Raw genomic sequence first — 25,502 nt, 5'->3', positions numbered from 1 at the left:
GATCGGCGCACGGTGAGCTGGCTCGACGACGACGACGACGACGAGGAGTTCGACGAGACCACCCTGCGGTCCCGGCCCAACCCGAAGGCGAACCGCCCGCGCACGAAGCGTCGTCCTGCTCACGCGGACGCCGAGGTCGCACGGGTGCTGGGGGTGGACCGCGGCCGGTACACCGTGCTCGCGGACGAGGACGGCCCGCACGAGCGGCGCGTGCTGGCGACGCGGGCGCGCGAGCTGCGACGGATGCCGATCGTGACGGGCGACCGGGCCCGCATCGTCGGCGACCGCAGCGGCGACGAGGGGACGCTCGCCCGCATCGTCGGTATCGAGGAACGCACGTCGCTGCTCCGGCGATCGGCGGATGACACCGATCAGGTGGAGCGGGTGATCGTCGCGAACGCGGATCAGATGCTCATCGTGGTCGCCGCGGCCGACCCTGAACCGCGTGCACGTCTCGTCGATCGCTATCTCGTGGCCGCGCTCGACGCGGGCATCCGACCCCTGCTCGTGGTGACCAAGACCGACCTCGCAGATCCGGCGGTGTTCCTCGAGCACTTCGACGGGCTGGATCTCGAGGTGTTCACGAGCAGGCAGGACGAGATGCCGCTCGAGCGCATCGGCGCTCGACTCAGCGGGCACGCCACGGTCTTCGTCGGCCACTCCGGCGTGGGCAAGTCGACGCTCGTGAATGCACTCGTCCCGAGCGCCATGCGGGCCACCGGGCACGTCAACGAGGTGACCGGTCGCGGGCGCCACACCTCTTCCTCGACGGTCTCGCTGCGCTACCGCGGCGCCGCCGGCAGCGGCTGGGTGATCGACACCCCCGGCGTGCGCTCGTTCGGACTCGGCCACGTGGATCCGGCCCACATCCTCGGCGCCTTCACCGAACTGGCGCTGATCGCCGAGGACTGCCCCCGCGGGTGCACGCATCTGCCGGACGCGCCCGACTGCGCGATCATGGAGGCCGCCGCCGACGGGCGTCTCGGCCCGAACGGTGCAGCGCGCCTGGACTCGCTTCAGCGACTGCTGCTCACCTTCGCCGGATCGTCCTGAGCGGCATCCGGATTTCGTATCCTGGGGGAATGAGCGCCCACGTCCTGGAACCCGGTACCCCCGCCCCCGATTTCACCCTCCTCGATCAGGATGAGAAGCCCGTCAGCCTGAGCGGGCTGCGCGGTCACGGTGTCGTCCTGTTCTTCTATCCCGAAGCGATGACGCCCGGATGCACGACCGAGGCGTGCGACTTCCGCGACAGCCTCGCGCCTCTGCAGGCCGCCGGGTACACGGTGCTCGGCATCTCACCCGATCAGCCCGAGAAGCTCCGTCGCTTCCGTGAGCGCGACGGACTCACGTACGACCTCCTGAGCGACCCCGACCGCACCGCGCTCGAGGCGTACGGCGCGTGGGGTGAGAAGAAGAACTACGGCAAGACGTACCAGGGCGTGATCCGCTCGACGTTCGTCATCGACGCCGACGGCGTGATCCAGCAGGCGCTCTACAACGTGAAGGCGACGGGGCACGTCGCGCGAGTGCGGTCCCTCATCGGGGTGTAGCCCTCATTCGGATGCCGCGCCGCCGCGTCCCGCCGCGCGCACGGCGATCACGAGCACGACGAGAGTCACGATCGCCGGCACCGCGAGGCCGAGCCCGGCGGCGGCATCCGCGTACGCCCCCGTCACCGCCCCGAGCGCCACGGCGAGGATGAGCAGCTGCACGACGATGCCGCCGGAGCGTCCCCAGGACTGCCCGCGCCACGTCGCGACGGCGAACGCCAGCACGGCCACCGCCCCGACGGCGGTGAGCACCACCAGGGCGATCGCGCTCTCGAGCGACTCGGTGTCGCCCGCCGCGAGCGCCGCCACCTGCCAGAGGACGAGCGCGATGATCGCGGCTGCTTCCAGGGCGAGCAGCACGGCGGCGATGCGTGCCGACGGATGGGTGGGCATGGGTTCGTGCTCCTGTTCCGATGGGCGGCACTCAGCATCTGCGCACCCGGCCCGATCACGGGAACCCTTGATTCACGTCGGGCGCTGTGGGACGATGGAGAAAGCCGTGTGCTCCCACAGCGAGGTGGGGCGAGCATAACTCGCATCTCCCACAGGGTATCGGACCCGAATCCGGGCTCTGACCACCCGATCATCATCAAGGAGCACCACCATGGACTGGCGCGATAAGGCCGCCTGCCTGACCGTCGACCCGGAGCTATTCTTCCCGGTCGGCAACACCGGACCCGCCGTCGACCAGATCGAGAAGGCGAAGTCGGTGTGCGCCCGCTGCACCGTGACCGAGATCTGCCTGCAGTACGCCCTTGAGACCGGTCAGGACTCGGGCGTGTGGGGCGGATTGTCCGAGGACGAGCGACGCGCGCTCAAGCGCCGCGCCGCGCGCGCACGACGCGCTTCCTGATACCGGCCAAGAGCCGCTCAGCCGCGGTCGCGCTCGATGTACCGCATCGGGATGTCGATCGTCACTTCGGTGCCGCTGCCCATCAGCGTGTGCCAGTCGATGGTGCCGCCCAGTTCGCCCTGGATGAGCGTCCGGACGATCTGCGTGCCGAGCCCGCGTCCGACCTGACCCTCGGGAAGCCCCGAACCGGTGTCGCGTACGCGGACGGCGAGGTTCTCGGCGCCGCGTTCGGCGATGATCTCCACGTCGCCCTCCTTGCCCGCCAGGCCGTGCTCGACGGCGTTCGTCACGAGCTCGGTCAGCGCGAGGGCGAGCGGGGTCGCGTACTCGCTGGGGAGCGTGCCGAACTTCCCCGATGAGCGCGTGCGGGCACGCGTGTTGGGAGCCGCGGCGACCTCGGCGACGAGCTTGAGCACCCGGTCGAACACGTTGTCGAAGTCGACGGTCTGCGACAGCCCCTCCGACAGGGTGTCGTGGACCACCGCGATCGCGGCGACGCGGCGCATCGCCTGTGTGAGCGCCTCGCGCGCCTCCTCGGAGTGGGAGCGACGGGCCTGGATGCGCAGGAGCGAGGCGACGGTCTGCAGGTTGTTCTTCACGCGGTGGTGGATCTCGCGGATCGTCGCGTCCTTCGTGATGAGCTCCTGCTCCTGATGGCGCAGCTCCGTCACATCGCGGCAGAGGACGATCGCGCCGATACGGGAGCCGTGGTCGCGGAGCGGGATCGTCCGCAGCGACACGGTGACCCCGCGCGCCTCGATGTCGGTGCGCCAAGGGGCGCGTCCGGTGACCACGAGCGGGAGCGACTCGTCGAACTCGCGCTTGTCCGAGAGGATGCGCGTGGTGACCTCGCTGAGCGACTCGCCCTCCAGCTCGTCGTCGAAGCCCATCCGGTTGAACGCCGACAGCGCGTTGGGACTCGCGAACGTCGTCACCCCGTCGACGTCGAGCCTGACGAGTCCGTCCGACGCGCGCGGAGCGCCGCGCCGCGGAGCAGTCGGGGCGGACAGATCGGGGAACTCCCCCGACGAGATCATCCCGAACAGGTCATCCGCGCAGTCGTTGAAGGTGATCTGCTGCCGCGACGGCGTGCGGGTTTCACCGAGGTTCGTGTGGCGGGTCAGCACCCCGATCGTGAGCGCCTGCTCCGATCCTCGGGCTCGCACGATCGGCACCGCGCGCACGCGCGTGGGCGTCTCCTCGAACCAGTCCGGCGACGCGGAGTCGACGATGCGTCCGGAGTCGTACGCGTCGCGCACCTGCGTGCGCCACTGCGGCCGCACCCGGTCGCCGACGATGTCGCGGTAGAAGAGCGTCGCCGCACCTCCGGGCCGCGTGTGTGCGACGGCGACGAACGAGTCGTCAGCCGTGGGCACCCAGATCACGATGTCGGCGAAGGCGAGGTCGGCGAGGAGCTGACCGTCTCCGGCGAGCCGGTGCAGCCACTCCACGTCGGCTTCGCTGGACCGCCCCTGGGCGTAGACGAGATCGCTGAGGGTCGACACCCCTTCAGGCTACCGGCGGGCGCGCCCCGCCGTGGCCACGGCGTCCCGACGGCGGAGCCCGCGCGGCGGTGCGTCCCCCGCATCGGAGCCGCTCGCCGCCCGCGGGCCACGAGAGCGACGGATGCCGCGCTGCACGGTCGGGACGGGGACCACGGCCTCGCCGACGAAGCGCCGCACCGCGACGGCGATCGCCGATCGCGGCGCGATCTCTCCGATCGGTCGGGCCGCGAGGAGCGCGGCATCCGCTCCGCGGGCGTCCGTGGGGACGAACCAGACGTCCTCGATCCCACCGAACCGCTCGAGCGTGCGACGCACCTGCCCGCGCGCGTCGATGCCGAGCGCACCGGGGCGGAGTCGATTGGCGACGACGGCCACCGGCGTCGCGCCGATCGTGGCACGCAGGTCGGCGTGCGCGCGGAGGAAGCGGGAGATGCCCAGCGGATCAGCGGACGTGACGGCCACGACGAGATCAGCGGCCCGCAGCGCCGCGAGGGTGGCGGCGTTCCGCCGGGGTCCGTCCAGATCGCTCATGATCTCCTCGTCGCGCTCGAGCGGCGCGGCGACATCCACCACGGTGTGGTCGGCCCATTCGCGGCAGACCATGAGCGCGGCGTCGACGCGCGGTCCGCTCAGCTCGGGCCAGCGGGACGGGCGGTTCAACCCCGTGAGGACGTCGACGCCGGGCGTTGCGATCGGTGCGCTGATCCGGGTGAGTTCGCGCGGGTCCAGGCGTCCGAGCTCGGCGTGTCGGCAGGCGGCGGCGAACCCGGGCGCCTCGTCGGCGAGTCCGAGTGCGAGAGCGAGCGACGGAGCATGGGAGTCCGCGTCGATGAGGCCGATGTGGCGTCCGCCGCGGGCGAGTTCGACAGCGAGCTCGACGGCGAGGGTCGAGCGCCCTGGGGACCCGGCCGGTCCCCAGACGGCGATGACGCGGGGGGCGGTCGACGCGCGTTCTGACGAATCAGCGCGCACAGCCGCCGCCCGCGGCGATGCCGAAAGACGCTCGGCGAGCTGCCACGCCGGGACGTCCACGGCGACCGGCGACTCCAGCCCGAACTCCCGCGCGATCCGCTCACCGTCACTCCCGGAGGACAGCGGGAGGATCCGCACCGCGGCGCGGTCGCACGCGGCCACGAGCGCGGCGGTGATCGTGCGCCGCCCGATCTCGAGGACGACCGCATCCGCTGCGAACAGCATCGCCGCGGCCTCCCCGGCTCCGGAACGGCCCGCGCCGCGCAGGGCGGCGCGGTCCTGCTCCGCCGTCTCCGCCGTGTCGGCGGCGAGGGCCGCAGCCGGAAGTACGGCGACGACGTCGAGGCCTTCGAGTTCGAGCGCCGTCGCGAGGTCGCCGCCGTGCGGCTCGTCGACGGCGACGACCACCCTCATCGCGAGGACCCGTCCGAGGGGATGACCGACAGCGCGGACTGATCGGCCATCGCCTCGAGCGCCGCCGCGACATCTGCTCTCGGGATCACGAGTTCGAGCGCGGCCGAACCGCCGCCGATCATCGAGTCGTCCCGCGTGACCGACACCACGGTGGCGTCCGCGACCAGGATCCGCGGGACATCGTACGTCCCGGGCTCCACGAGGGGGGCCGCCCACACCTCGACGACCGATCCCGCCTCGACGGATGCCGGGACGTCGACGGCGCTCCTGAGCACCACGCTGGTCGTCCGGGACTCGGCGGCCGCGCCGACCGCGCTCTGCGGCACGAGCTCTCCCGAAGGGATCGTCCGCGTCGCGACCAGACCGTCGGTCAGCGCCTCGGGCTGCAGGTAGGCATCCCCGACCTGGCCGAGGGCGACATCGACGACGCGGAGGTCGGACGCCGACACGACTTCGCCGGGAACGATCGTGCGGCCGGCAGCGAACACGGGAGCGGTCTGGCGGGCGGCCGAGATCACGAACCAGACACCGGCGACCGACGCGATCACCAGGACGATCCCGAGGAAGAACCTGATATCGCCCCAGAACGCGCGCGGACGAGGACGTGGGGCGTCGGCGATGGTCATGACACCATCGTGACCCAGACCGCAAGATCGCCGTCTCGGTTATCCACAGCGGGTGTGGCGCCGGAGCCGCCACAGGACGGAGCCTCCATAATGGGCTCATGCCCGAGATTCCGACCTCCGACGTGCGCCTGCTGGCGCCCGCGCAGGTGGCTGAAGTGCTGGGCGTCTCGGTGGACGAGGTCATGGAGCTCGTCGAGAAGGCGCGCTTGCGCGGAATGCGTGTGGGCTCTCCCGCCCGCTGGCGGATCGACGAGGCGAGCGTCGCGGCGTACCTCGACGAGCAGGCCGAGGAGGCCCGCCGGATGGCGCTCTGGCGTCAGTCGAACGAGGCGAGCTTCCCCGAGCTGTGGGGAACCGGGATCGTCCGCAACGCCGACTGACCGGCATCCCCACGCACGACGTCAGCGCAGCGCCGCCGCGCCGTCCAGGCGCACCCATCCGATCGACGAGAACGGCACGAGCCGGTGGCCGGTCACCTCGGCCGCCCTGCGCACGGTGCCCGGCTCGTGCAGGGCGATGTCGAGATGTTCGGCTCCGGCCCGGTCGATCGTCCCCGACAGCACGCGACCGTGGGTGAGATGAACGGTGACGGTGATGCGCCGGCGGACGATGTCGCGCATGACGAAGCCGAAACCCATGCGCTCCGACAGCCCGGTCCGGCCGGCGGCGGGGCGGGCGCTGCGCAGCACGTCCTCGTGCGGAAGAGCGATCGAGGCGATCGCCGTGACGGGCACGACCACGGCTCCCGCGGTCCCGCCGTCCAGTGCGACCCAGTCCGATCCGACACCGGTGACCTCCGCCGACAGCACGGTGCCGTCGACGATCTCGAACGCGGGGACACCGCCGGTTCGCTCCCGATCGATCAGCACCGACAGCCGCTCCCGGAGCGCGACGCGCGACAGCCGCAGACGCTCCGCCTCGGTGTCGAGCGCCGCACGCTCGGCCTCCCACTCCGCGGCGAGCTGACCCTCCAGGTCGTCGAAGAAGTTCTCCCAGCGCACCCCGAGAGCGTAGGGCAGTTGGTCACGACCGGATGAGAAGTTGTCCACAGGCTCGCTCCGAGTCTGTTCCTGTGAAGGAGCCGTATGTTCTAATTCCCCTCAAGACATCCCCCGGTCAGATTGGCTCCCATGGCAGCGTCGCCGTCGCGCATCCCCCGCGCACAAGCCGTGCCCCCCGGCGCTTACGAACTCTCCGAGTTCTTCGCGCCCCAGCGCACCTCCTCCGTCCAGCTTCCCGATCCGGAGCCGTTCCTGCGGAACATCACGATCGGCGTCCTCGAGGTCTTCGCCGGCGTGCGCGAAGTCGACCAGCTCGTGCGGTGGCTCACCGAAGATGCTTACCGAGCGCTCGTGACCCGGGCGAACCTCGCCGCGCGGGCCCGCAGCGCACGCGGCGTCGCGGCGATCCGGCCGGTGTACTCCCTGCTGTCGGTGCACCGGTCCTCCCCCGCCGACGGGGTGATCGAGGCGGTCGTCGTGGTGCAGGGCGCAGCGCGCGCCCGCAGCGTCGCGGTCCGGCTGGAGGGCCTGGACGGTCGCTGGCGCGCGACGTCCCTCGCGATCCTCTGACCTCGCCGGCCGGCGCCCTCGGGGCTAAGGCCGATATGACGACAGGAAGTTGCCGAGCCTCTCGACCGCCTCGGTCAGCACGCGGGCCTCGGGCAGCGTCACGATGCGGACGTGATCCGGCGTCGGCCAGTTGAAACCGGTTCCCTGGACGAGCAGCACGTGCTCGGCGACCAGGAAGTCGTACACGAATTTCGCATCGTCACGGATCTCGTACACGTCGGGGTCGAACCGGGGGAAGGCGTACAGCGCTCCCTGCGGCTTGACGCAGGTCACACCCGGGATCGCCTCGAGACTCTGCCAGGCGGCATCCCGCTGCTCGTGGAGTCGGCCGGAGGGCCCGATGAGCGCATCGATCGACTGCACCCCCGACAGCGCCGCCTGCACGGCATGCTGAGCCGGGACGTTGGGGCACAGCCGGGTCGAGGCGAGGAGGGTGATGCCTTCGATGAATCCTCGCGCGTGGTCCTTCGGGCCGGTGATGACGAGCCAGCCCGAGCGATAGCCGGCCACGCGGTAGGTCTTGGAGAGCCCGTTGAAGGTGAGGACGAGCAGATCGGGGGCGACCGAGGCCATCGGGATGTGCACGGCGTCGTCGAACAGGATGCGGTCGTAGATCTCGTCCGCGAGGACGAGCAGGGAGTTCTCCCGCGCGATCTCGGCGATGCCTTCGAGTACTTCGCGCGAGTAGACCGCACCGGTGGGGTTGTTCGGATTGATGACGACGATCGCCTTCGTCCGCGGCGTCACCTTCGCGCGGATGTCCTCAAGGTCGGGCTGCCACCCGTTCTGCTCGTCGGCCAGATAGTGCACCGGCGTCCCGCCGCCGAGGCTCGTCATGGCGGTCCACAGGGGATAGTCCGGCGCGGGGATCAGCACTTCGTCGCCCTCGTCCAGGAGCGCCTGCATGACCATCGTGATCAGCTCGGACACGCCGTTTCCGAGGTAGACGTCGTCGGGACCGAAGGAGGGGAAGGTCGGGTCCTGCTCGTAGCGGTACACCACGGCGCGCCGCGCGGACATGATGCCGCGGCTGTCGCTGTACCCGTGCGCGTGGGGGACGGCCTCGATCATGTCCCGCACGATCTGGAACGGCGCCTCGAACCCGAAGACGGCAGGATTCCCGGTGTTGAGCTTGAGGATCGTGTGACCCTCGTTCTCCAGGCGATCGGCCTCGACGAGGGCCTGTCCGCGGATCTCGTAGAGGACGTCCTTGAGCTTGCTCGACTGGTCGAGAGGGCGGAGAGGGCTCATCGGTTCAGGATAATGCGAACCGGGTGCGGCCAATCGCCGGGTCGTGGCCTGCCCGCACCCCGGTCCGCGCTCACCGGCGCAGGCGGCTCGCTCTGCGCGCGGAGACGATCTGGAAGACGAGCGTCGCCGCGATCGCGATCAGGAAGACCGCCGAGGCGATCACGTTGGCCTGCGGAGGGATGCCGCGCTGGGCGGCGACGTAGATGTACACGGGGAAGGTCTGGACCGTGCCCGAGGTGAAGTACGTGATGATGAAGTCGTCGAAGCTCAAGCTGAACGACAGCAGCGCGGCCGCGACGATGCCCGGGAGCAGCAGCGGGAATGTGATCCGCCAGAAGACCTCTCGCGGCGAGCCGTACAGATCGCGCCCCGCCTCCTCCAGAGCCGGATCGAGCGAGAGGACGCGCGCGCGCACCGTCACCACGACGAAGCTCAGACAGAACATCGTGTGGGCGATGATGATCGTGACGAGGCCTTTCGCGACGCCGATCGTGAGGAACTGCGCGGCGAGCCCCGCACCGATCACGACTTCCGGCGTGGCCATCGGCAGGAACAGCAGGAGGCTGATCGAGCTGCGGGCGCGGAATCGGTAGCGCACGAGCGCGAGGGCGATCATCGTGCCGAGCGTCGTGGCGATCACGGTCGCGACGAGGCCGACCAGGATGCTGTTGCCGAACGCGACGCACACTTCGGGCTGCGCGCACACGGTCAGCCAGTTCTGCAGGGTGAATCCGTTCCACGAGATGTTCGAACGGTTCGCGTCGTTGAACGAGAAGACGAACGTGTACACGATCGGGATCAGGAGGATCACGAAGGCGACGGTCACGTAGAGCGGCAGCAGCCACGAGCCGATCGGCCGTCGGCGGCGCGCCTCGGCTCGGCGCATCTGAACGGTGCTGGTCTGCGTGGCACTCACAGCAGATCGTCCGTTCCGGCGCGGCGCACGTAGAGCCCGACGATCACCACGATGACGGCCATCAGCAGGATCGACAGCGCGGCCGCCTGCGGGTAATTCACCGTGATCAGGAACTTCGACTGGATGACGTTGCCGATCATGGCCGTTCCCGGACCTCCGAGGAAGGACTGACTCGCGTTGACGTAGTCGCCCGCCGCGGGGATGAAGGTCAGGAGCGTTCCGGAGATGACGCCCGGCAGCGAGAGGGGGAACGTCACCTTCCAGAACGTGCTGGCGTTGCCGGAGTACAGATCGCTCCCCGCTTCGATCAATCTCTTGTCCAGCCGATCCAGCGATGCGAACAGAGGCAGCGTCATGAACGGGATGAAGTTGTAGGTGAGGCCGAAGACGACGGCGAACGGCGTGCCCGTGATGTGATCCTGCGGGCCCATGAGACCGACGACCTGCAGCACTCCGACGACGGGTCCCTCGTCGGACAGGATCTGCTTCCACGCGAGGGTGCGCAGGAGGAACGAGATGAAGAACGGCGCGATCACGAGGACCAGCAGCAGGTTGCGCAGCAGCTTGCGTTCGCGGATCGTCACACCGATGAAGTACGCGATCGGGTAGCTGATCAGCAGCGCGAAGACGGTCGCCAGCAGCGCGTACCAGAACGAGCGCAGGAACTGCGGCCAGTACTGGGCGATGACGTCGACGTAGTTCTGCCAGTAGAAGGCGTAGTAGTAGCCGCCGTACGTCGCGGTGTCGTTGATGCCGAACGACGTGATCAGCAGCGAGACGAACGGGACGAGGAAGAACAGCGCGAGGTAAGCGAGCCCCGGAACGAGGAGTGCGAGGGCGACCAGTCCCCCGCGTCGCCGTTCGGGTTCGCGCGCCGCCTGCGCTCCGGCGGGGACGAGCGCCGAGATCGCCATGTCAGCCGGCCTCGGCTGTGAGATCCGCTTCCGCGGCCTCGTCGCGGGCGGCGGCATCCAAACCGAACGTGTGCTCGCGTCGCCATGCGACCCAGACCTCCGAGCCCGGGGAGAAGACCGAGCCGAAGACCAGGTTCTGCTCGAACACCGTCACTTCGCCGAGGCCCGAGATCTCGAGGATGTACTGCGTACTGGCCCCCGCGAAGGACACGTCGACGATGCGCCCGGGACCGAGGACGTTCTCGAGCCCGTCGCGAGGCGGCTCCGTTCCGAGGAGCCGCAGCTTCTCCGGCCGGATGCCGACGGTGATGCGGCCGGTGCGGGCGACGGCCCGCTCCTCCGGGAGGGCGACGACACCCCCTGCGGTGCGTGCCGTGAGCAGGCCGCCGGCGGTGGACTCCACCTCGGCGGGGAACAGGTTCGACTGACCGAGGAAGTTCGCCACGAAGCCGGTGCGCGGCAGTTCGTACAGCTCCTGCGGCGATCCGAGTTGCTCGATGCGCCCGTGGTTCATCACGGCGACGGTGTCGGCCATCGTCATGGCCTCCTCCTGGTCATGCGTGACGTGCAGGAACGTGAGACCGACCTCGGCCTGGATCGACTTGAGCTCCAGCTGCATCTGCCGGCGGAGCTTCAGGTCCAGGGCGCCGAGCGGCTCGTCCAGCAGCAGCAGGGCCGGACGGTTCACGATCGCGCGCGCGAGGGCGACGCGCTGCTGCTGTCCGCCGGAGAGCTGGCTCGGACGGCGCTCCGCGACATGATCGAGCTCGACGAGCCGCAGGGCCTCGTGCGCCTTGGGCACGGCATCCGAGACCTTCCGCCGGCGCAGCCCGAACGCGACGTTCTCCAGGACGGTCATGTGCGGGAAGAGCGCGTAGCTCTGGAACACGGTGTTGACGGGGCGCTTGTGGGGCTTGACGGCGGTCACGTCCTGCCCGCCGATCAGGATGCGCCCCTCGGACGGATCCTCGAGTCCCGCGACGAGGCGGAGCGTGGTGGTCTTGCCGCAGCCGGAAGGACCGAGCAGGGCGAAGAAGGACCCGGCGGGGATGAGGAGGTCGAGCTCCTCGATGGCCGTGAAGCCCGGGAAGACCTTGCGGATCCCCTGCAGCTGCAGATCGGCGCCCGCTTCGGCGAATGCTCCCTGTGCCATCTCAGGCGCCGAGACCCACGGCCTCGAACTCGGAGTTGTACTTCTGCTGCTCCTCGTTCGTGAGCGTGCGGAAGATGTGCGCCTGGGCGAGCGTCTCCTCGTTCGGGAAGATGAGCTGGTTCTCGACGAGCTCCGGATCGATCTCGGCCATCGCCTCCTGCGCACCGGCGACCGGGGTGATGTAGTTCACCCACGCGGCGACCTCGGCCGCCACCGCCGGGTCGTAGTAGTAATCGATGAGCTTCTCGACGTTGGTCTTCTGCTGAGAGCCGATCGGGATCATGAAGTTGTCGCTCCAGAGCGTGCCGCCCGAGTCGGGCAGCGCGAAGGCGAACTTGTCGCCGACCTCGTAGTTGATCGCGGTGATGTCCCCCGACCACACGATCGCCGCGAGGGTGTCCTCGTTCTTGAGGTCGTCCGCGTAGGAGTTGCCCTTGATGTTGCGGATCTGCCCGTTCGAGACCTGCTCGGCGAAGACGTCGAGTGCGTTCTGGAATTCGGTGTCGCCCCAGCCGGAGCCCGAGATGTCGACGCCCTGGCTCAGCATGATGAGCCCGATCGTGTCGCGCATCTCGCTGAGCACGCCGACTCGGCCCTGCAGCTCCGGCGCCCACAGGTCGTCGATGCTCTGCAGGCCCTGCGGAAGCTTGTCCTTGTTCCAGGCGATCCCGGCGAAGCCCGACTGCCACGGGAGCGAGTTCGCCCGGCCCGGGTCGAAGTCGGGGTTCTGCAGGCTCGGGTTGAGGTTGGCCGCGTTCGGCATGTTCGCCTTGTCGAAGGCCTGCGTGTAGCCGGAGGCGATCCAGATCGACGCCATCCAGTCGGTGAGGCAGACGGCATCCGCGCCGATGTCCTGCCCGAGGGCGAGCTGGTCGCGGACCTTGGCGAAGTACGTGTTGTTGTCGTCGATCGCGACGTCATAGTTGACGGTGAGGCCGGTCTGCTCCATGAACGCATCGAGCGTCGGGTGGTTGCCGTCGTCGTCCTCGTCCAGGTAGAACGACCAGTTGGCCCAGGTCAGGGTCTTCTGCGACGCCGAGAGGTCCTCGCCGGCGCTCGCCGACGCGGCGGGCGCGGACCCGCCGACGCGTCCGGAGCATGCGGCGAGGAAAGCGGCGAGCGACAGCGCGCCGGCTCCGCCGATCAGCCCACGACGACTGATCTGTGCCTGTCGCGCGTGCGCGATGAGCGCGCGGACGGCGGGGTCTTCGGGCAGGGGTCCACGGGGCATGGAGCACTCCTCAGGGGATGCGGGTACGTCGCTCACACGACGGCGGGTGAACCGATACTGCCACTTCACCCCCGGATTTCGGAACGGAATCCGCACATCGAAACATAACTTTCACATGAATCAGTGGCCCGAATGACACCGAGCGACGGTTTCCGTCGCGGAGCGTTGCCCATAGGCGCCCGCGGTGCCAGGATCGCTGCATGTCACACGCCGGCGGGATCGACGCGCTGTCGAAGCTGATCATCGAGCAGCTGCAGGAGGACGGGCGGCGCTCGTACGCGGAGATCGGTCGAGCCGTGGGCCTGAGCGAGGCCGCCGTGCGCCAGCGGGTGCAACGGCTCACCGACAGCGGCGCGATGCAGGTCGTCGCGGTCACGGACCCCATGCAGCTCGGCTTCCACCGCCAGGCGATGATCGGTCTGCGCGTGAGCGGGGATACGCGCGAGGTCGCGGCGGCGCTGGAGAAGATCTCCGCGGTCGATTACCTCGTGCTGACCGCCGGCAGCTTCGACATCCTCGCCGAGGTCGTCTGCGAGTCCGACGACGACCTCGTGGAGCTTCTGAACAGCCGGATCCGCTCCCTGCCGGGAGTGATCTCCTCCGAGACCTTCGTCTACCTCGGGTTGCGCAAGCAGTCGTACGACTGGGGAACGCGCTGACGAAAGCGCGTCCCCTCGTCGATCACTTCTTCTTGTCGGCGGCCCGGCGCTGCGCGCGGTTCTGCGGCACGGCGGCGGGGGCGCCCTCCGTGCGCTGACCGAACGCGCCGCGCGGCGCCTCAGCGACGGGTGCCGACGCGGCGGGGGCGGATGCCGTCGCCTGACGGAGCCTGTTCGTCGCCGCCTGCTGCACCTGGCCCCGGTCGTTGCGCACCTCGACCTCGCCGGCGTCGTTCGCGGCGGAATACTGCAGGCGCTGCCCCTCGACGGGAGTGACCGCGAGGCCCTTCGCCTCGACTTCGGCGGCCTCCGTCTGCCCTTCCGCGCGGCGCACCTCGACCTCGAGGTTGTAGAGGTAGCCGACCGACTCCTCCTTGATCTGCCCCATCATCGCCTGGAACATCTGGTATCCCTCGCGCTGGTACTCGATGAGAGGGTCGCGCTGGGCCATCGCCCGCAGGCCGATGCCGTCCTTCAGGTAGTCCATCTCGTAGAGGTGGTCGCGCCACCGGCGGTCGAGCACCTGCAGCACCACGCGACGTTCCAGTTCGCGCGTCGCCGCCTCGCCGAGGCTCTCCTCGCGCTTGCGGTACGCGATGAGCGCATCGGAGAGGATCTCGCGCTTGAGGCCTTCCGGCGTGATCCGCCCCTTCGTCCCGGCCTCCGAGACGACCTCGTCGATCGTGACGCCGACCGGGTAGAGGGTCTTCAGCTCGGTCCAGAGGGCGTCGAAGTCCCAGCTCTCGGTGTGCCCCGAGCCGGTGTGGTCGTCGATCACGGCGTTGATCGCGTCTTCGATGAAGTGCTGCACGCGGTCGGCGATGTCATCGCCCTGGAGCATGTGGCGGCGGTCCGAGTAGATCGCCTCACGCTGGCGGTTCAGGACGTCGTCGTACTTCAAGACGTTCTTGCGGATCTCGGCGTTGCGCCCCTCCACCTGGGACTGCGCGCTCTTGATCGCACGGCTCACCATGCCGGATTCGATCGCGACGTCGTCGGGGAAGTTCGTGCGGGCGAGGATCGCCTCTGCGGCGCCGGACTGGAACAGCCGCATGAGGTCGTCCGTGAGCGAGAGGTAGAAGCGGCTCTCCCCGGGGTCACCCTGACGACCCGAGCGTCCGCGGAGCTGGTTGTCGATGCGCCGCGACTCGTGCCGCTCGGTTCCGAGCACGTAGAGCCCGCCGGCTTCGACGACCTTTGTCGCCTCGACGGCGACCGTGTCGCGGGTGCCCTGGTAGACGGCATCCCATTCGGCTTCGTACTCGTCGGGGGTCTCGACCGGGTCGAGGCCCTTGGCCTTCATCTCCTGCACCGCGAGGAACTCGGCGTTGCCGCCGAGCATGATGTCGGTGCCTCGACCGGCCATGTTCGTGGCGACCGTCACGGCGCCCAGGCGCCCCGCGCGGGCGACGATCTCGGCTTCGCGCGCGTGGTTCTTCGCGTTGAGGACCTCGTGCTTGATGCCCTTCTTCGCCAGGAGCCGCGAGAGGTACTCGCTCTTCTCCACGCTCACGGTGCCCACCAGCACGGGCTGACCCTTCGCGTGGCGCTGGACGATGTCCTCGACGACCTGATCGAACTTGGCCTGCTCGTTCTTGTAGACCAGGTCGGACTGGTCCTTGCGGATCATCGGCTTGTTCGTCGGGATCGGGACCACGCCGAGCTGATACGTCGACATGAACTCCGCCGCCTCGGTCTCGGCGGTACCGGTCATTCCGGAGAGCTTGTCGTACAGGCGGAAGTAGTTCTGCAGCGTCACGGTGGCGAGGGTCTGGTTCTCGGCCTTGACCGGCACCGCTTCCTTCGCCTCGATCGCCTGGTGGATGCCCTCGTTGTAACGGCGGCCGACCAGGATGCGGCCGGTGTGCTCATCGACGATCATGACCTCGTCGTTCATGACGACGTAGTCCGAGTCCCGCTTGAACAGCGCGAGCGCCTTGATCGAGTTGTTCAGGAACGAGATGAGCGGCGTGTTGACCGACTCGTAGAGGTTGTCGATGCCGAGGTAGTCTTCGACCTTCTCGATGCCGGGCTCGAGCACACCGATCGTGCGCTTCTTCTCGTCGACCTCGTAGTCCACGCCCGCCTCGAGGGTCTTGGCGATCTTCGCGAACTCGACGAACCAGCGGTTCGCCTCGCCGGAGGAGGGACCCGAGATGATGAGCGGCGTCCGGGCCTCGTCGATCAGGATCGAGTCGACCTCGTCGACGATCGCGAAGAAGTGACCCCGCTGGACGAGGTCCTCCTTGCGCCAGGCCATGTTGTCGCGCAGGTAATCGAAGCCGAACTCGTTGTTCGTGCCGTACGTGATGTCGGCTTCGTACTGCTCGCGGCGGACGTCGGGCGTCTGCCCCGACACGATCGTGCCGGTCGTCATGCCGAGCGCGCGGTAGACGCGGCCCATGAGCTCGGACTGGTAGGACGCGAGGAAGTCGTTCACCGTGATGACGTGCACGCCCTTGCCGGCGATCGCGTTCAGGTAGGCGGCGAACACCGCGGTCAGGGTCTTGCCCTCACCGGTCTTCATCTCGGCGATGTTGCCGAGGTGAAGGGCGGCGCCGCCCATGATCTGCACGTCATACGGACGCTGGCCGAGCGTGCGACGCGCGGCTTCGCGGACGGCCGCGAACGCCTCCGGCATGAGCTGGTCGAGGGTCTCGCCGGCAGCGTGGCGGGCGCGGAGCTCGGCGGTCTCGCCGCGCAGCTCCTCGTCCGTGAGCTGCGCGTAATCCTCTTCGAGGGCGCCGACCGCCTTGACCACCTGCTGCAGGCGGCGGAGGATGCGTCCCTCGCCGGCGCGAAGCAGTTTCTCGAGCGGGTTGGCCACGAAGCATCTCCATCTGTCGGGTACGTCGCCGTTCGGCGCCGCCGCTGCCCCGCGCGAGGCGCGCAGGCATACACGGCCATGTTATCGGGCTGTGACCTTGGAGTGGGCTGGGATGCCGCGCCGCCCGGACCCGCCGACACGCTCGGCCGCGGCATCCCGAGCCGTGTCCGAGACCCTGCTTAGACTCGGGAACTGCATACCCGGTATGCACACGACGAACGGGAGCACGGCATGACGGTGAGGCAGAGCCTGCTCGCGATCCTCGACCAGGGACCCTGTTACGGCTATCAGCTGCGTGCCGAATTCGAACGTCGCACCGGGTCGGCGTGGCCGCTGAACGTCGGACAGATCTACAACACCCTCGATCGGCTCGAGCGCGACGGCCTGGTGGCGAAGGGCGATGCGGATGCCGAAGGGCACGTGTTCTACGAGATCACGGATGCCGGATCCCGCGAAGTGGACGCCTGGCTCGCCGATCCCGCCGGTGGCGCACCCGCGCGCGACGACCTGGCGATCAAGATCGCGGTGGCCGCGACCCTGCCCGGCGTCGACGTCACGGACGTGCTCGCGGCGGAGCGGCGGCAGTCGCAGAGCCGGCTCGACGCGTTGCGACGCCTCCCCCGGCCGATCGCCGAGACCGAGGCCGAGGCTCTCGCGCGCGAGATCGTGACCGACGCGAAGATCGCCCGCGCCGAGGCGGAACTGCGGTTCCTCGATCGCGCCGCGGAGCGCATCGCCGAGCGTCCCGCGCACACGATGGCCCTGCGGTTGTCCTCGGAGCGTCCGAAGCGCGGGCGGCCGGCGAAGGCGCCCGCCGCCTGATCGCCTGCGGCCGCGCGGCCGCGCGGACTAACCTGAAGCGTGACTTCCGTCGATGAATCCGCCCAGACGCCCGCGCTGACCTTCGCCGATCTCGGATTGGGTGAGGCGGTTCTGAAGGCGCTCGGCGATGTCGGCTACGAAACGCCGTCCGCGATCCAGGCGGCGACGATCCCGACTCTGCTGTCGGGTCGCGACGTGGTGGGCCTCGCGCAGACCGGGACGGGCAAGACCGCGGCGTTCGCCCTGCCGATCCTCGACCGTCTGGATGTGTCGCAGAAGACGCCGCAGGCTCTCGTGCTCGCTCCGACGCGCGAGCTCGCCCTGCAGGTGTGCGAGGCGTTCGAGAAGTACGCCGCGCACACGAAGGGCGTTCACGTCCTGCCGGTGTACGGCGGTCAGGGCTACGGCGTCCAGCTCTCCGCACTTCGCCGCGGCGTGCACGTCATCGTCGGCACCCCGGGCCGGATCATGGACCACCTCGACAAGGGCACGCTCGATCTGTCGGAGCTGAAGTACCTGGTTCTGGACGAAGCCGACGAGATGCTGAAGATGGGCTTCGCGGAAGACGTCGAGACGATCCTCGCCGACACCCCCGCGACCAAACAGGTCGCCCTCTTCTCGGCCACGATGCCCGCGACGATCCGCCGGATGTCGCAGCAGTACCTGCACGACCCCGAAGAGATCACGGTCAAGACGAAGACGACGACGTCGGCCACGATCACGCAGCGCTATCTCGTGGTCTCCTACCCGCAGAAGATCGACGCGCTCACCCGCATCCTCGAGGTGGAGAACTTCGAGGGCATGATCGTGTTCGCGCGCACGAAGAGCGCGACCGAGGAGGTCGCCGAGAAGCTGCGGGCGCGCGGGTACTCCGCCGCCGCGATCAACGGCGACATCGCGCAGGTCCAGCGCGAGCGCACGGTGAACCAGCTCAAGTCGGGCAAGCTCGACATCCTCGTCGCCACCGACGTCGCAGCCCGCGGGCTCGACGTCGAGCGCATCTCCCACGTCGTGAACTTCGACATCCCCACCGACACCGAATCGTATGTCCACCGCATCGGCCGCACCGGCCGGGCGGGGCGCACCGGCGACGCGATCAGCTTCGTGACCCCGCGCGAGCGCGGCCTCGTCCGCGCGATCGAGCGCGCGACGCGGCAGGAGCTCACCGAGATGCAGCTGCCGAGCGTCGACGAGGTCAACGAGACGCGCTTGTCGCGGTTCGACGACCGCATCACCGCGGCGCTGTCCGAAAGCGAGCGGATCGACCGGTTCCGCGACATCGTGGCGCACTACGTGCGGCACCACGACGTCCCCGAGGTCGACGTCGCGGCGGCGCTCGCCGTCGTCGCGCAGGGCGAGTCCCCTCTGCTGCTCGAGCCCGATCCGGAGCCCCGCCGCAGCGTCGGCGAGCGCTCGGAACGCGGCGAGCGCCCCGGCCGCTTCGACCGCGATGACCGCCCCGAGCGGCGTCCCCGACCGGACGGGGGGCGCATGCGCACGTATCGCATCGCCGTGGGCAAGCGCCAGCGCGTCGAGCCGAGGCAGATCGTGGGCGCGCTCGCGAACGAGGGCGGCCTGAGTCGCGGCGATTTCGGGGCGATCCAGATCCGCCCCGACTTCTCGCTCGTGGAGCTCCCGGCCGACCTCCCCGCGTCGACCCTGGACCGGCTCGCGGACACCCGCATCTCGGGCAAGCTCATCGAACTGCGCCCCGACACCGGCGCCCCGGGGCGTCGCTACGCGGACGATCGCCCTACCCGGCCGTCGCGCGACGACCGTCCGCCGCGGAAGCCGCGGCACAAGGGGTCTCCGGAGGCCTGAGGACCGGCATCCGCCCACCGCGAAACCGAGCGGACGATCAGCCCCGCGAACCTAGGATCGATTCATGGCTGGTTTGTGGGGCAAGCGCAGACGTGAAGAGCAAGCGGCGCTGGATGCGCAGGATGCGGACCTCGCCCGCCGCGCCCGCAGCTCGCTCGTCGCGGTCGACGAGCGCATCCGCACGACCGCCGATGAGCTCGACTTCGCCGTCGCGGAGCTCGGCGAGGGTCCGACGAAGGACGTGCGCGACGCGCTGCAGGCCGTGCGCACGCACCTGGGCGAGGCCTTCCACCTGCACCAGCTGAACCACGACGAGATCCCGGACACACCGGAAGAGTTGCGCACGCGCAACGCGCGCATCGTGCAGCTGTGCGAGTGGGCGGAAGAGCTGCTCGATGACCGGACCGAGGCGCTCGCGGCCGACATCGAACGGGTGCGTCGTGCGCCGGAGATCCTCGCGCAGGTCCGCGTCGACATCGAGACGCTCACCGAGCGTCTGCCGCATGCGCGTGTCACCCTCGATCGGCTCGCACAGCGCTACAGCGCGGCGGCGCTGCGGCAGGTGGCCGACGGACCCGATGAGGCCGAGCAGCTCCTCACCTTCGCCGCGCACAGCGCGGACGTCTCGTTCCGCCGCCGTGAGGCCGAGCGACGCGAAGAGGCGAACCTCGCGCTGGAGACCGCGACGGAGGCGGTGCGCCGCGCGGCCGCGATCATCGACGGCATCGAGGACTTCGAGATCGAGGCGCTGCGCGCCGAGTCCACGCTCGCCGATGTGATCGCGGACTCCCGCGGCGACCTGGTGGCCGCGCGCGACGCCCCCCAGGTTCCTGCGGTCACCGCTGCGGCGGCCGCGCTCGAGGCGGCGCTCGCGGCGCTGCCGCCGTCGCGCGAGAAGGCAGACCCGTTCACGCAGCTGTCGCAGCTGCGCGAAGCCAACAGCGGGCTGGATGCCGCGATCGCGGTGGCCCGCGAGCGAGCAGCGCGGCCGATCCCCTCGGTCGCGCACGTGCGCCACGCGCTGGATGACGCCGACCGTCAGATCGCGGTCGCCCGCAATGTGATCGCCGGCCATCGCGGCTGGATCGGCGCGGATGCCCGCACGAGGCTCGCGGAGGCGGAGCGGTCGCGCATCGACGCGGAACCGCTCACGACCGACGAGGACACGCGCGAGGAGGCGATGATCCTCGCACGGCGGGCGGGCGCCCTCGCGAACGAGGCGCTGCACCTCGCCCAGCGCGACATCGATTCGTCCCGTCCGCAGGATTCCGGATGGGGCGGCCAGGGCGGCGGCCGCCGTGGCGGGATGGGTGACGCGATGGGCGGCATCCTCGGGGGAATGGTGATCGGCAGCCTGCTCGGCGATTTCTTCGACGGCTGAGCCGCTCGCCCGGACATGCGAAACGGGGCGCCCCGCGGACGCCCCGTTTCGTTGCTCTGTCAGGAAACGGCCACCGGCGCGTTCTGCGTCGTGAGCGAAATCACTCCGTAGTCCCAGCCCTTGCGGCGGTACACGACGCTCGGGTGGTCGGTGCGGGCGTCGATGAACAGGAAGAAGTCGTGGCCGACGAGCTCCATCCGGTCCACGGCCTCCTCGACCGACATCCACTCCGGTTCGAACTCCTTCGTGCGGATCACGACCGGGGTGTAGTCGGGTTCGTCCTCGTTGCCGGTCACGATGGGGATCTCCCCTGTCGCGACGGCACGGATGACATCCAGCGAGGCCGGCTGCACGTCGATTCCGGAGAGCTCTCCGCTCCCCTTCTCGAACTTCGCGCCCCGCGGGTGGTTGCGCGCATCGACGCGCTTGTCCTTCGCGCGACGCAGCTGTTCGCACAGCTTGTCGACCGCCATGTCCAGCGCCGCGAACTTGTCGCCGTCGGTGGCCTCGGCCCGGACGACCGGACCCTTGCCCGCGAGCGTGAGCTCGACCGTGTCGTCCTCCATCCGGCCGTTGTGGTAGGCGCGATGGGTCACTTTGACGTCGACACGCTGCGCGCGCGGAGCGAGGTGCTCTATGCGGGCGGCCTTGTCTTCGACGACCGAGCGGAAGCGATCGGTGATACCCACTCCCACGCCGACGATGCTGGTTTCCATCCCTGACCTCCTTGTTCCGGTCCACCCGGTCAAGGGCGGACCCTGAGTCGCCTTGTGCCCCCCACGCTAGTCCGGCCGGGACCCGGTGTCACGCGAAGCGCCCATGTCCGCGCTCGGTATCCCGTCAGGATCCGCTGTGAGCGCCGGAGCGTCGCGCCGTGGCCGCGATCGTCGCCGCGCCGACCACCTCGGCTCCGGCCGCGCGCAGGGCGCGTACCGCCTCCGCGAGGGTCGCTCCGGTCGTGACGACGTCGTCGAGCACGATCACCCGGACGCCGGGCGCGGCCCGCGATCTCATGACGCCCGCGACGTTGCGACGGCGCTCCTCGGCGCCGAGCGCCCGTTGGTCGGCGGACGCACGGACGGTGCGCAGCAGTCGCTCGGTGCGCAGCCCCGCGCTACGGGCGACGAGGTCGACGACGCGGTACCCGCGGCGGCGGTAGGCGGCGCGCGACGTGGGCACCGGCACGAGCACGACATCCCCGCGCGCAGACGCGAGGACGGATGCCGACGCTTCGGCCACGGCCGCGGACAAGGCGCACGCCAGGTCGCGGGCGAGACCCGTCCGCCCGTCCTCCTTGAGGGCGCGGATCACCCGCGCGGCCACTCCCGCGAAGGCCAGGGCGCTCCATACCGGCACCTCGCCCGGACGCCGCACCACTTGCGGCGCGAGCGCCGCGGCACAGCGCTCGCACAGGGCGATGTCGGGGTCGTCGCAGCCGGCGCACGAGGTCGGCAGGAGGAGGGCGAGCGCATCGGCGAGTGCTTCGCGCATCGTCCTGATCGCCCAACCCGCATCACCCATCCCGGAACTGTCCCGCGCACGGACGCATCGCGGAGCGGCATCCGCTCGGCATGTGCACAACGTCCGCGCCTGCCCCGGCTGGGGAGGAGGCGCTACTGCGGAGAGCCCTGCTGCGTCGCGAGGATCGTGATCCCGTTTTCGGTGCGCTGCCAGTTCGCGCCGCGCTTGACGTAGAGCGCGCCGTCGTCCGTGCGCAGTCGCACCGTCGAGATCGACGTCGCCCCCGCGACGGATGCCGCGCCCTGCGGCGCCCCGATCGTCGTGGCTGGTCCGCCGACGAGCTGCTCGGTGAACAGCGGACCGCCGGATTCGCTGCTGAGGACGCCGACGCTCGTGTCGTCCAGCCAGGCGAGGGCGGTCCCGGAACCGGTGAGCGGACCGAGCGGAACAGCTTCGCCCAGACGCACGGGAACGGCTTCCGTCCCGCGGACGATTCCCGCGACCCACACCTCGGAGCGGCCTCCGGTGATCAGGACGGCGGCGATTCGGGTGCCGTCGCGCGAGATCGCCATCGCGACGACTTCGGATGCCGCCGGCCACGCGTCCGCGACGATGCTCTGCTGGCCGGACACCGAGAACGCCGTGAGCGCGGACGGCTGGTCGCGCGGCACGCTCCAGATGAAGCCGAACGGGTCGACACCGGGATTGATCAGGCCGGAACGCGAGTCGACCACCGCGACGGGCGACTCGGCGGGCACCCGGGCGACCTCTCCCCCGACCAGGCGCACGGCGGCGACGTCGCGGTCGGCGGAGACCTGGATCGCCAGGGGATCCACGAGCTCCATCGCGTCCGAGAGCCCGGGGATCGGCGTCAGCTCGTCGCCGGCGAGGAAGCCGAAACCCGCGTCGGTCTGCACGAGCGGTGGTCCGGTCACGCGCGTGGACTGGGTCGTCGTGGCCTCGGCGCTCAGGGGTGTCGACGCCACCGACATCTGCACGGCCGAGACCCCCGCCGAGGCGAGGCTCGCCTCGAGCTGGGCCTGCATGCGGTCGAGCGTCGTCGCTTCCACCGCGAGCGCCTCCGGGGTGAGACTCACCTGGGCCACGCCGGACTCCAGCGGCACGGAAGGACGCGCGAGCGTGACGCTCTCCGGGAATGCGTCCTCCACCGCATCGGCGAGCCATGAGCTCGGCGATCCGTTCACAAGCGCGCGCGTGATGCGCGTCGCGGCGTTCGTCGTCGGGAACCAGCGCACATCGGGGACCAGGAACCGGTAGGTCGGATCGAAGTAGCTGAGCGAGTAGCGGTGGAAGACGTTCGTGAAGACATCGCGGTCGATCACAACGCCGTCCGGAGCCTCGGTGATGCGCCATTCGCCGTCGTCCTGCTGGGCGAGTCGGAAAGACAGCTGGGTGATGCCCGCGTCGGGCTGATACGCGCCTGTGCCGTCGACGCTCCCGACGGACGCGATCGCGACCTCGACCGCCCCCTCACTCGTCGGGATCGACTCGCGATCATCGGGGAGGTCGATCGTGACGCTCGCCTCGGGATTCCACGTCTCGCGGATCGACGGCGCGAGGAACATCCGGGCGACCTCCCAGTTCGCGGCCGGTCCCGGCCCCGAACCCGCGCGGATGAAGCCCTCCACGATCTGCTCCGGCGATGCGCCCGGTTGCGGCTCATCGGGGCGGAACAGGAACTCCGGCGATCCGGCGTCCTCGCCCGCCGAGAGCCCGGGGTTCACCGGGCCGCTCATCGGCAGCCCGGCACACGCGGAGAGCACGAGCGCGCCGATCACGAGCAACGCCGACAGGATGCCGCGCCGCCGGCTCACGACGCACCCCCGCGGCCCGAGGCCTCGGCGGCGGCATCCATCGAGACGATCTCGATCGGCTGGGTGAGCCCGAGCGCATCGATCGCGGCGATCGCGTCGTCACCCGGGTCGACCGGCACCGGGGAGGCGGCCGTCAGGTGGCCGGACTGACGCGGCAGCGTGAGCACGAAGTTGGACCCGCGGCCGAGTTCGGACCAGACCGACAGCTCGCCGCCGTGCAGTCGCGCGTCTCCGAGGGCGATCGAGAGACCGAGGCCGGTCCCGCCGATCGTCCGCGTGCGAGATGGGTCGGCGCGCCAGAAGCGGTCGAAGACACGGTCGACGTCCTCGGGCTTCATACCGAGCCCGAAGTCGCGCACGCCGATCGCGACGGCCTGCTGGTCGCTGTCGACCGTGATCACGATCGGCCTGCCCTCGCCGTGCTCGATCGCGTTGCCGATCAGGTTGCGCACGACCCGCCGCACACGTCGCGGATCCATCTCCACCGGCGAGTACCCGCCGGGGGCGACGAGCCGGATGTCGCTGCCGTGCTGGTCGGCGAGCTGCTGCATGGAGCCGATGACGTCTTCTGCCAGGTGGGCGAGACTCGTGGGCTCGAGTTCGAGCTGCACCGACCCGGCGTCGTAACGGCTGATCTCGAGCAGATCGGTCAGGAGCGTCTCGAAGCGCTGCACCTGCGCGTTGAGCAGTTCGGCCGCGCGCGCCGTGGCCGGGTCGAACTCGTCGCGCTGATCGTTGATCATGTCGGCGGCGAGGCGGATCGTCGTGAGCGGCGTGCGCAGCTCGTGGGAGACGTCAGACACGAAGCGCTGCTGCACGAGCGAGAGGTCGGCGAGCTCCTTGATCTGCGACTCGATGCTGTCGGCCATCGCGTTGAACGATCGACCGAGGGTCGCCAGCTCGTCCTCGCCGCGCACCGGCAGTCGCACGCCGAGCTCTCCGGACGCGAGCTTCGCACTCGTGTCGGCCGCCTCGCCGATCGGGATCGTCACCGAGCGCAGGACGAACCACGAGATCGCCCCGATCAGGACGATGAGCGAGATGCCGACGATCCACAGGGTCGCCTGCACGAAACCGAGGGTCTGCGATGCGCTGCCGAGGTCGTATGCCAGATAAAGCTCGTAACCGCCCACGTCCGGTACGGACAGCTGCTGCCCCACGACGATCCCGGGCACGGGCCCGTCCGTCAGGGGAAGCGACACCGACTGCCACCACTGCTGGTTCGCGGAGGACTGCACTGCTTCGCGGAGTCCTTCGGAGATGACGTCCTCGGTGAGCCCCCGCACGGTGAAGTCCTGGGGCGCGAGCTGAGAGGGGGTCCGGTCGATGCGGAACGCGGCGATCAGGTCGGTGGAGGACCGCTCGGCGAGCGTGTCGCGGACGCTGGTCATGAGGTTCTGGATCTGGATGCTGTCGCCCTGCACCGCCGCGGCGTCCAGCGTCGCCTGCGCCGCTTCGGTCGCGCGCTGCGAGTCGGCGAGCACCTGGTCTTTCCTGGCCTGGAACAGATCGTTCTGGATCGCGAGCGCCATCCAGATGCACGCCACGAGGATCGCGAGCGCCGTCAGGGCGAGGGTCACCAGGATCGTGCGGAACCGCAGCGACCGGCGCCAGAGGCCGGCGAGGTCATCGGGCCAGGCACGCCAGTTGCGCCATGCGATCAACGGGCGACGAGTCTGCACGACCGGCTGCGCGAACGTCCCGGTCGGCACGCCGGCGGTCGTCCCGGGGACGCCG

The 25,502-nt window shown here is 69.8% G+C and carries 24 protein-coding genes; 9 read left to right on the top strand and 15 right to left on the bottom strand.

Translation table 11 applies throughout. The features are described 5' to 3' along the window. Positions 1-12: 12 nt before the first annotated feature. Together rsgA and bcp are read left to right on the top strand one after the other, a co-directional pair. On the top strand, positions 13-1,053 hold the full coding sequence (rsgA, locus tag ABD197_RS05720) for a ribosome small subunit-dependent GTPase A (RefSeq protein ID WP_344052491.1): 1,041 nt from the start codon (positions 13-15) through the stop codon (positions 1,051-1,053). Between the two features lie 29 nt (positions 1,054-1,082). Next, entirely contained in the window at positions 1,083-1,553 is a 471-nt protein-coding gene (gene bcp, locus ABD197_RS05715) for a thioredoxin-dependent thiol peroxidase (protein WP_344052489.1), read from the top strand. 3 nt (positions 1,554-1,556) lie between these two features. On the opposite strand, the gene ABD197_RS05710 is transcribed toward bcp, so the two are convergent. After that, positions 1,557-1,946 carry a histidine kinase gene (locus ABD197_RS05710; RefSeq protein WP_344052487.1) on the bottom strand — a complete coding sequence of 130 codons (390 nt, stop codon included), beginning with the start codon at positions 1,944-1,946 and terminating at the stop codon, positions 1,557-1,559. Between the two features lie 211 nt (positions 1,947-2,157). On the opposite strand from ABD197_RS05710, the gene ABD197_RS05705 reads away from it, so the two are divergent. Further along, positions 2,158-2,406 carry a WhiB family transcriptional regulator gene (locus ABD197_RS05705; protein WP_018171995.1) on the top strand — a complete coding sequence of 83 codons (249 nt, stop codon included), beginning with the start codon at positions 2,158-2,160 and terminating at the stop codon, positions 2,404-2,406. A 17-nt stretch (positions 2,407-2,423) separates the two neighbouring features. Here the strand turns inward: ABD197_RS05705 and ABD197_RS05700 are convergent, their stop codons facing one another. From ABD197_RS05700 to ABD197_RS05690, 3 genes are read right to left on the bottom strand one after another with little or no spacing between them, the layout of a single operon-like run. Further along, positions 2,424-3,911 carry a sensor histidine kinase gene (locus ABD197_RS05700; RefSeq protein ID WP_344052485.1) on the bottom strand — a complete coding sequence of 496 codons (1,488 nt, stop codon included), beginning with the start codon at positions 3,909-3,911 and terminating at the stop codon, positions 2,424-2,426. Positions 3,912-3,920: 9 nt separating this feature from the next. Next, positions 3,921-5,297: a CpaE/TadZ family protein gene (locus ABD197_RS05695; RefSeq protein WP_344052483.1), complete on the bottom strand. Its 1,377-nt coding sequence runs from the start codon at positions 5,295-5,297 to the stop codon at positions 3,921-3,923. Further along, on the bottom strand, positions 5,294-5,923 hold the full coding sequence (locus ABD197_RS05690) for an SAF domain-containing protein (RefSeq protein WP_344052480.1): 630 nt from the start codon (positions 5,921-5,923) through the stop codon (positions 5,294-5,296). Before ABD197_RS05690 ends, ABD197_RS05695 begins: the two co-directional genes overlap by 4 nt. A gap of 98 nt (positions 5,924-6,021) precedes the next feature. Between ABD197_RS05690 and ABD197_RS05685 the strand changes: the two genes are divergently transcribed. Next, entirely contained in the window at positions 6,022-6,303 is a 282-nt protein-coding gene (locus tag ABD197_RS05685; protein ID WP_344052477.1) for a helix-turn-helix domain-containing protein, read from the top strand. 21 nt (positions 6,304-6,324) lie between these two features. Here ABD197_RS05685 and ABD197_RS05680 read toward each other — a convergent pair whose 3' ends face one another. After that, positions 6,325-6,924: a hypothetical protein gene (locus ABD197_RS05680; protein ID WP_344052475.1), complete on the bottom strand. Its 600-nt coding sequence runs from the start codon at positions 6,922-6,924 to the stop codon at positions 6,325-6,327. Between the two features lie 129 nt (positions 6,925-7,053). Here ABD197_RS05680 and ABD197_RS05675 point away from each other — a divergent pair, with 129 nt between their 5' ends. Further along, positions 7,054-7,494, top strand: a complete 441-nt coding sequence (locus tag ABD197_RS05675) for an Rv3235 family protein (protein WP_344052473.1) — start codon at positions 7,054-7,056, stop codon at positions 7,492-7,494. A 24-nt stretch (positions 7,495-7,518) separates the two neighbouring features. Here the strand turns inward: ABD197_RS05675 and ABD197_RS05670 are convergent, their stop codons facing one another. From ABD197_RS05670 to ABD197_RS05650, 5 genes are all read right to left on the bottom strand, one after another. Further along, entirely contained in the window at positions 7,519-8,745 is a 1,227-nt protein-coding gene (locus ABD197_RS05670; RefSeq protein ID WP_344052470.1) for a pyridoxal phosphate-dependent aminotransferase, read from the bottom strand. Between the two features lie 70 nt (positions 8,746-8,815). After that, positions 8,816-9,631, bottom strand: a complete 816-nt coding sequence (locus ABD197_RS05665; protein WP_344055799.1) for an ABC transporter permease — start codon at positions 9,629-9,631, stop codon at positions 8,816-8,818. 26 nt (positions 9,632-9,657) lie between these two features. After that, positions 9,658-10,575 (bottom strand): ABC transporter permease, encoded by a 918-nt coding sequence (locus ABD197_RS05660; protein ID WP_344052468.1) that lies wholly within the window; start codon positions 10,573-10,575, stop codon positions 9,658-9,660. A 1-nt stretch (position 10,576) separates the two neighbouring features. Continuing rightward, positions 10,577-11,728 (bottom strand): ABC transporter ATP-binding protein, encoded by a 1,152-nt coding sequence (locus ABD197_RS05655; protein ID WP_344052466.1) that lies wholly within the window; start codon positions 11,726-11,728, stop codon positions 10,577-10,579. A 1-nt stretch (position 11,729) separates the two neighbouring features. Next, positions 11,730-12,959, bottom strand: coding sequence for an ABC transporter substrate-binding protein (locus ABD197_RS05650; RefSeq protein WP_344052464.1), 1,230 nt, complete (start codon positions 12,957-12,959; stop codon positions 11,730-11,732). 200 nt (positions 12,960-13,159) lie between these two features. On the opposite strand from ABD197_RS05650, the gene ABD197_RS05645 reads away from it, so the two are divergent. Beyond that, positions 13,160-13,618, top strand: a complete 459-nt coding sequence (locus tag ABD197_RS05645) for an Lrp/AsnC family transcriptional regulator (RefSeq protein ID WP_344052461.1) — start codon at positions 13,160-13,162, stop codon at positions 13,616-13,618. Between the two features lie 22 nt (positions 13,619-13,640). Here ABD197_RS05645 and secA read toward each other — a convergent pair whose 3' ends face one another. Continuing rightward, a complete protein-coding gene (gene secA / locus ABD197_RS05640) occupies positions 13,641-16,445 on the bottom strand; it encodes a preprotein translocase subunit SecA (RefSeq protein WP_344052460.1) in 2,805 nt (934 codons plus the stop codon). A gap of 231 nt (positions 16,446-16,676) precedes the next feature. On the opposite strand from secA, the gene ABD197_RS05635 reads away from it, so the two are divergent. From ABD197_RS05635 to ABD197_RS05625, 3 genes are all read left to right on the top strand, one after another. Beyond that, positions 16,677-17,267, top strand: coding sequence for a PadR family transcriptional regulator (locus tag ABD197_RS05635; protein ID WP_344052459.1), 591 nt, complete (start codon positions 16,677-16,679; stop codon positions 17,265-17,267). A 39-nt stretch (positions 17,268-17,306) separates the two neighbouring features. Beyond that, the gene (locus ABD197_RS05630) at positions 17,307-19,088 is read left to right on the top strand and encodes a DEAD/DEAH box helicase (protein WP_344052458.1); all 1,782 of its coding nucleotides are present in this window, start codon (positions 17,307-17,309) and stop codon (positions 19,086-19,088) included. A 64-nt stretch (positions 19,089-19,152) separates the two neighbouring features. Further along, positions 19,153-20,469 (top strand): coiled-coil domain-containing protein, encoded by a 1,317-nt coding sequence (locus ABD197_RS05625; RefSeq protein ID WP_344052456.1) that lies wholly within the window; start codon positions 19,153-19,155, stop codon positions 20,467-20,469. Positions 20,470-20,528: 59 nt separating this feature from the next. On the opposite strand, the gene hpf is transcribed toward ABD197_RS05625, so the two are convergent. From hpf to mtrB, 4 genes are all read right to left on the bottom strand, one after another. Next, positions 20,529-21,185, bottom strand: coding sequence for a ribosome hibernation-promoting factor, HPF/YfiA family (hpf, locus tag ABD197_RS05620; RefSeq protein ID WP_344052454.1), 657 nt, complete (start codon positions 21,183-21,185; stop codon positions 20,529-20,531). 124 nt (positions 21,186-21,309) lie between these two features. Continuing rightward, positions 21,310-21,990 (bottom strand): ComF family protein, encoded by a 681-nt coding sequence (locus ABD197_RS05615; RefSeq protein WP_344052451.1) that lies wholly within the window; start codon positions 21,988-21,990, stop codon positions 21,310-21,312. Positions 21,991-22,082: 92 nt separating this feature from the next. After that, positions 22,083-23,765, bottom strand: coding sequence for an LpqB family beta-propeller domain-containing protein (locus ABD197_RS05610; RefSeq protein WP_344052449.1), 1,683 nt, complete (start codon positions 23,763-23,765; stop codon positions 22,083-22,085). Next, on the bottom strand, positions 23,762-25,447 hold the full coding sequence (mtrB, locus tag ABD197_RS05605; protein ID WP_344055798.1) for an MtrAB system histidine kinase MtrB: 1,686 nt from the start codon (positions 25,445-25,447) through the stop codon (positions 23,762-23,764). The genes ABD197_RS05610 and mtrB overlap by 4 nt, the downstream gene beginning before the upstream one ends. Positions 25,448-25,502: the final 55 nt, after the last annotated feature.

The sequence above is a fragment of the Microbacterium lacus genome, from assembly GCF_039531105.1.
Taxonomy (GTDB): domain Bacteria; phylum Actinomycetota; class Actinomycetes; order Actinomycetales; family Microbacteriaceae; genus Microbacterium; species Microbacterium lacus.
This window is presented reverse-complemented; position numbering and strand designations above follow the sequence as displayed.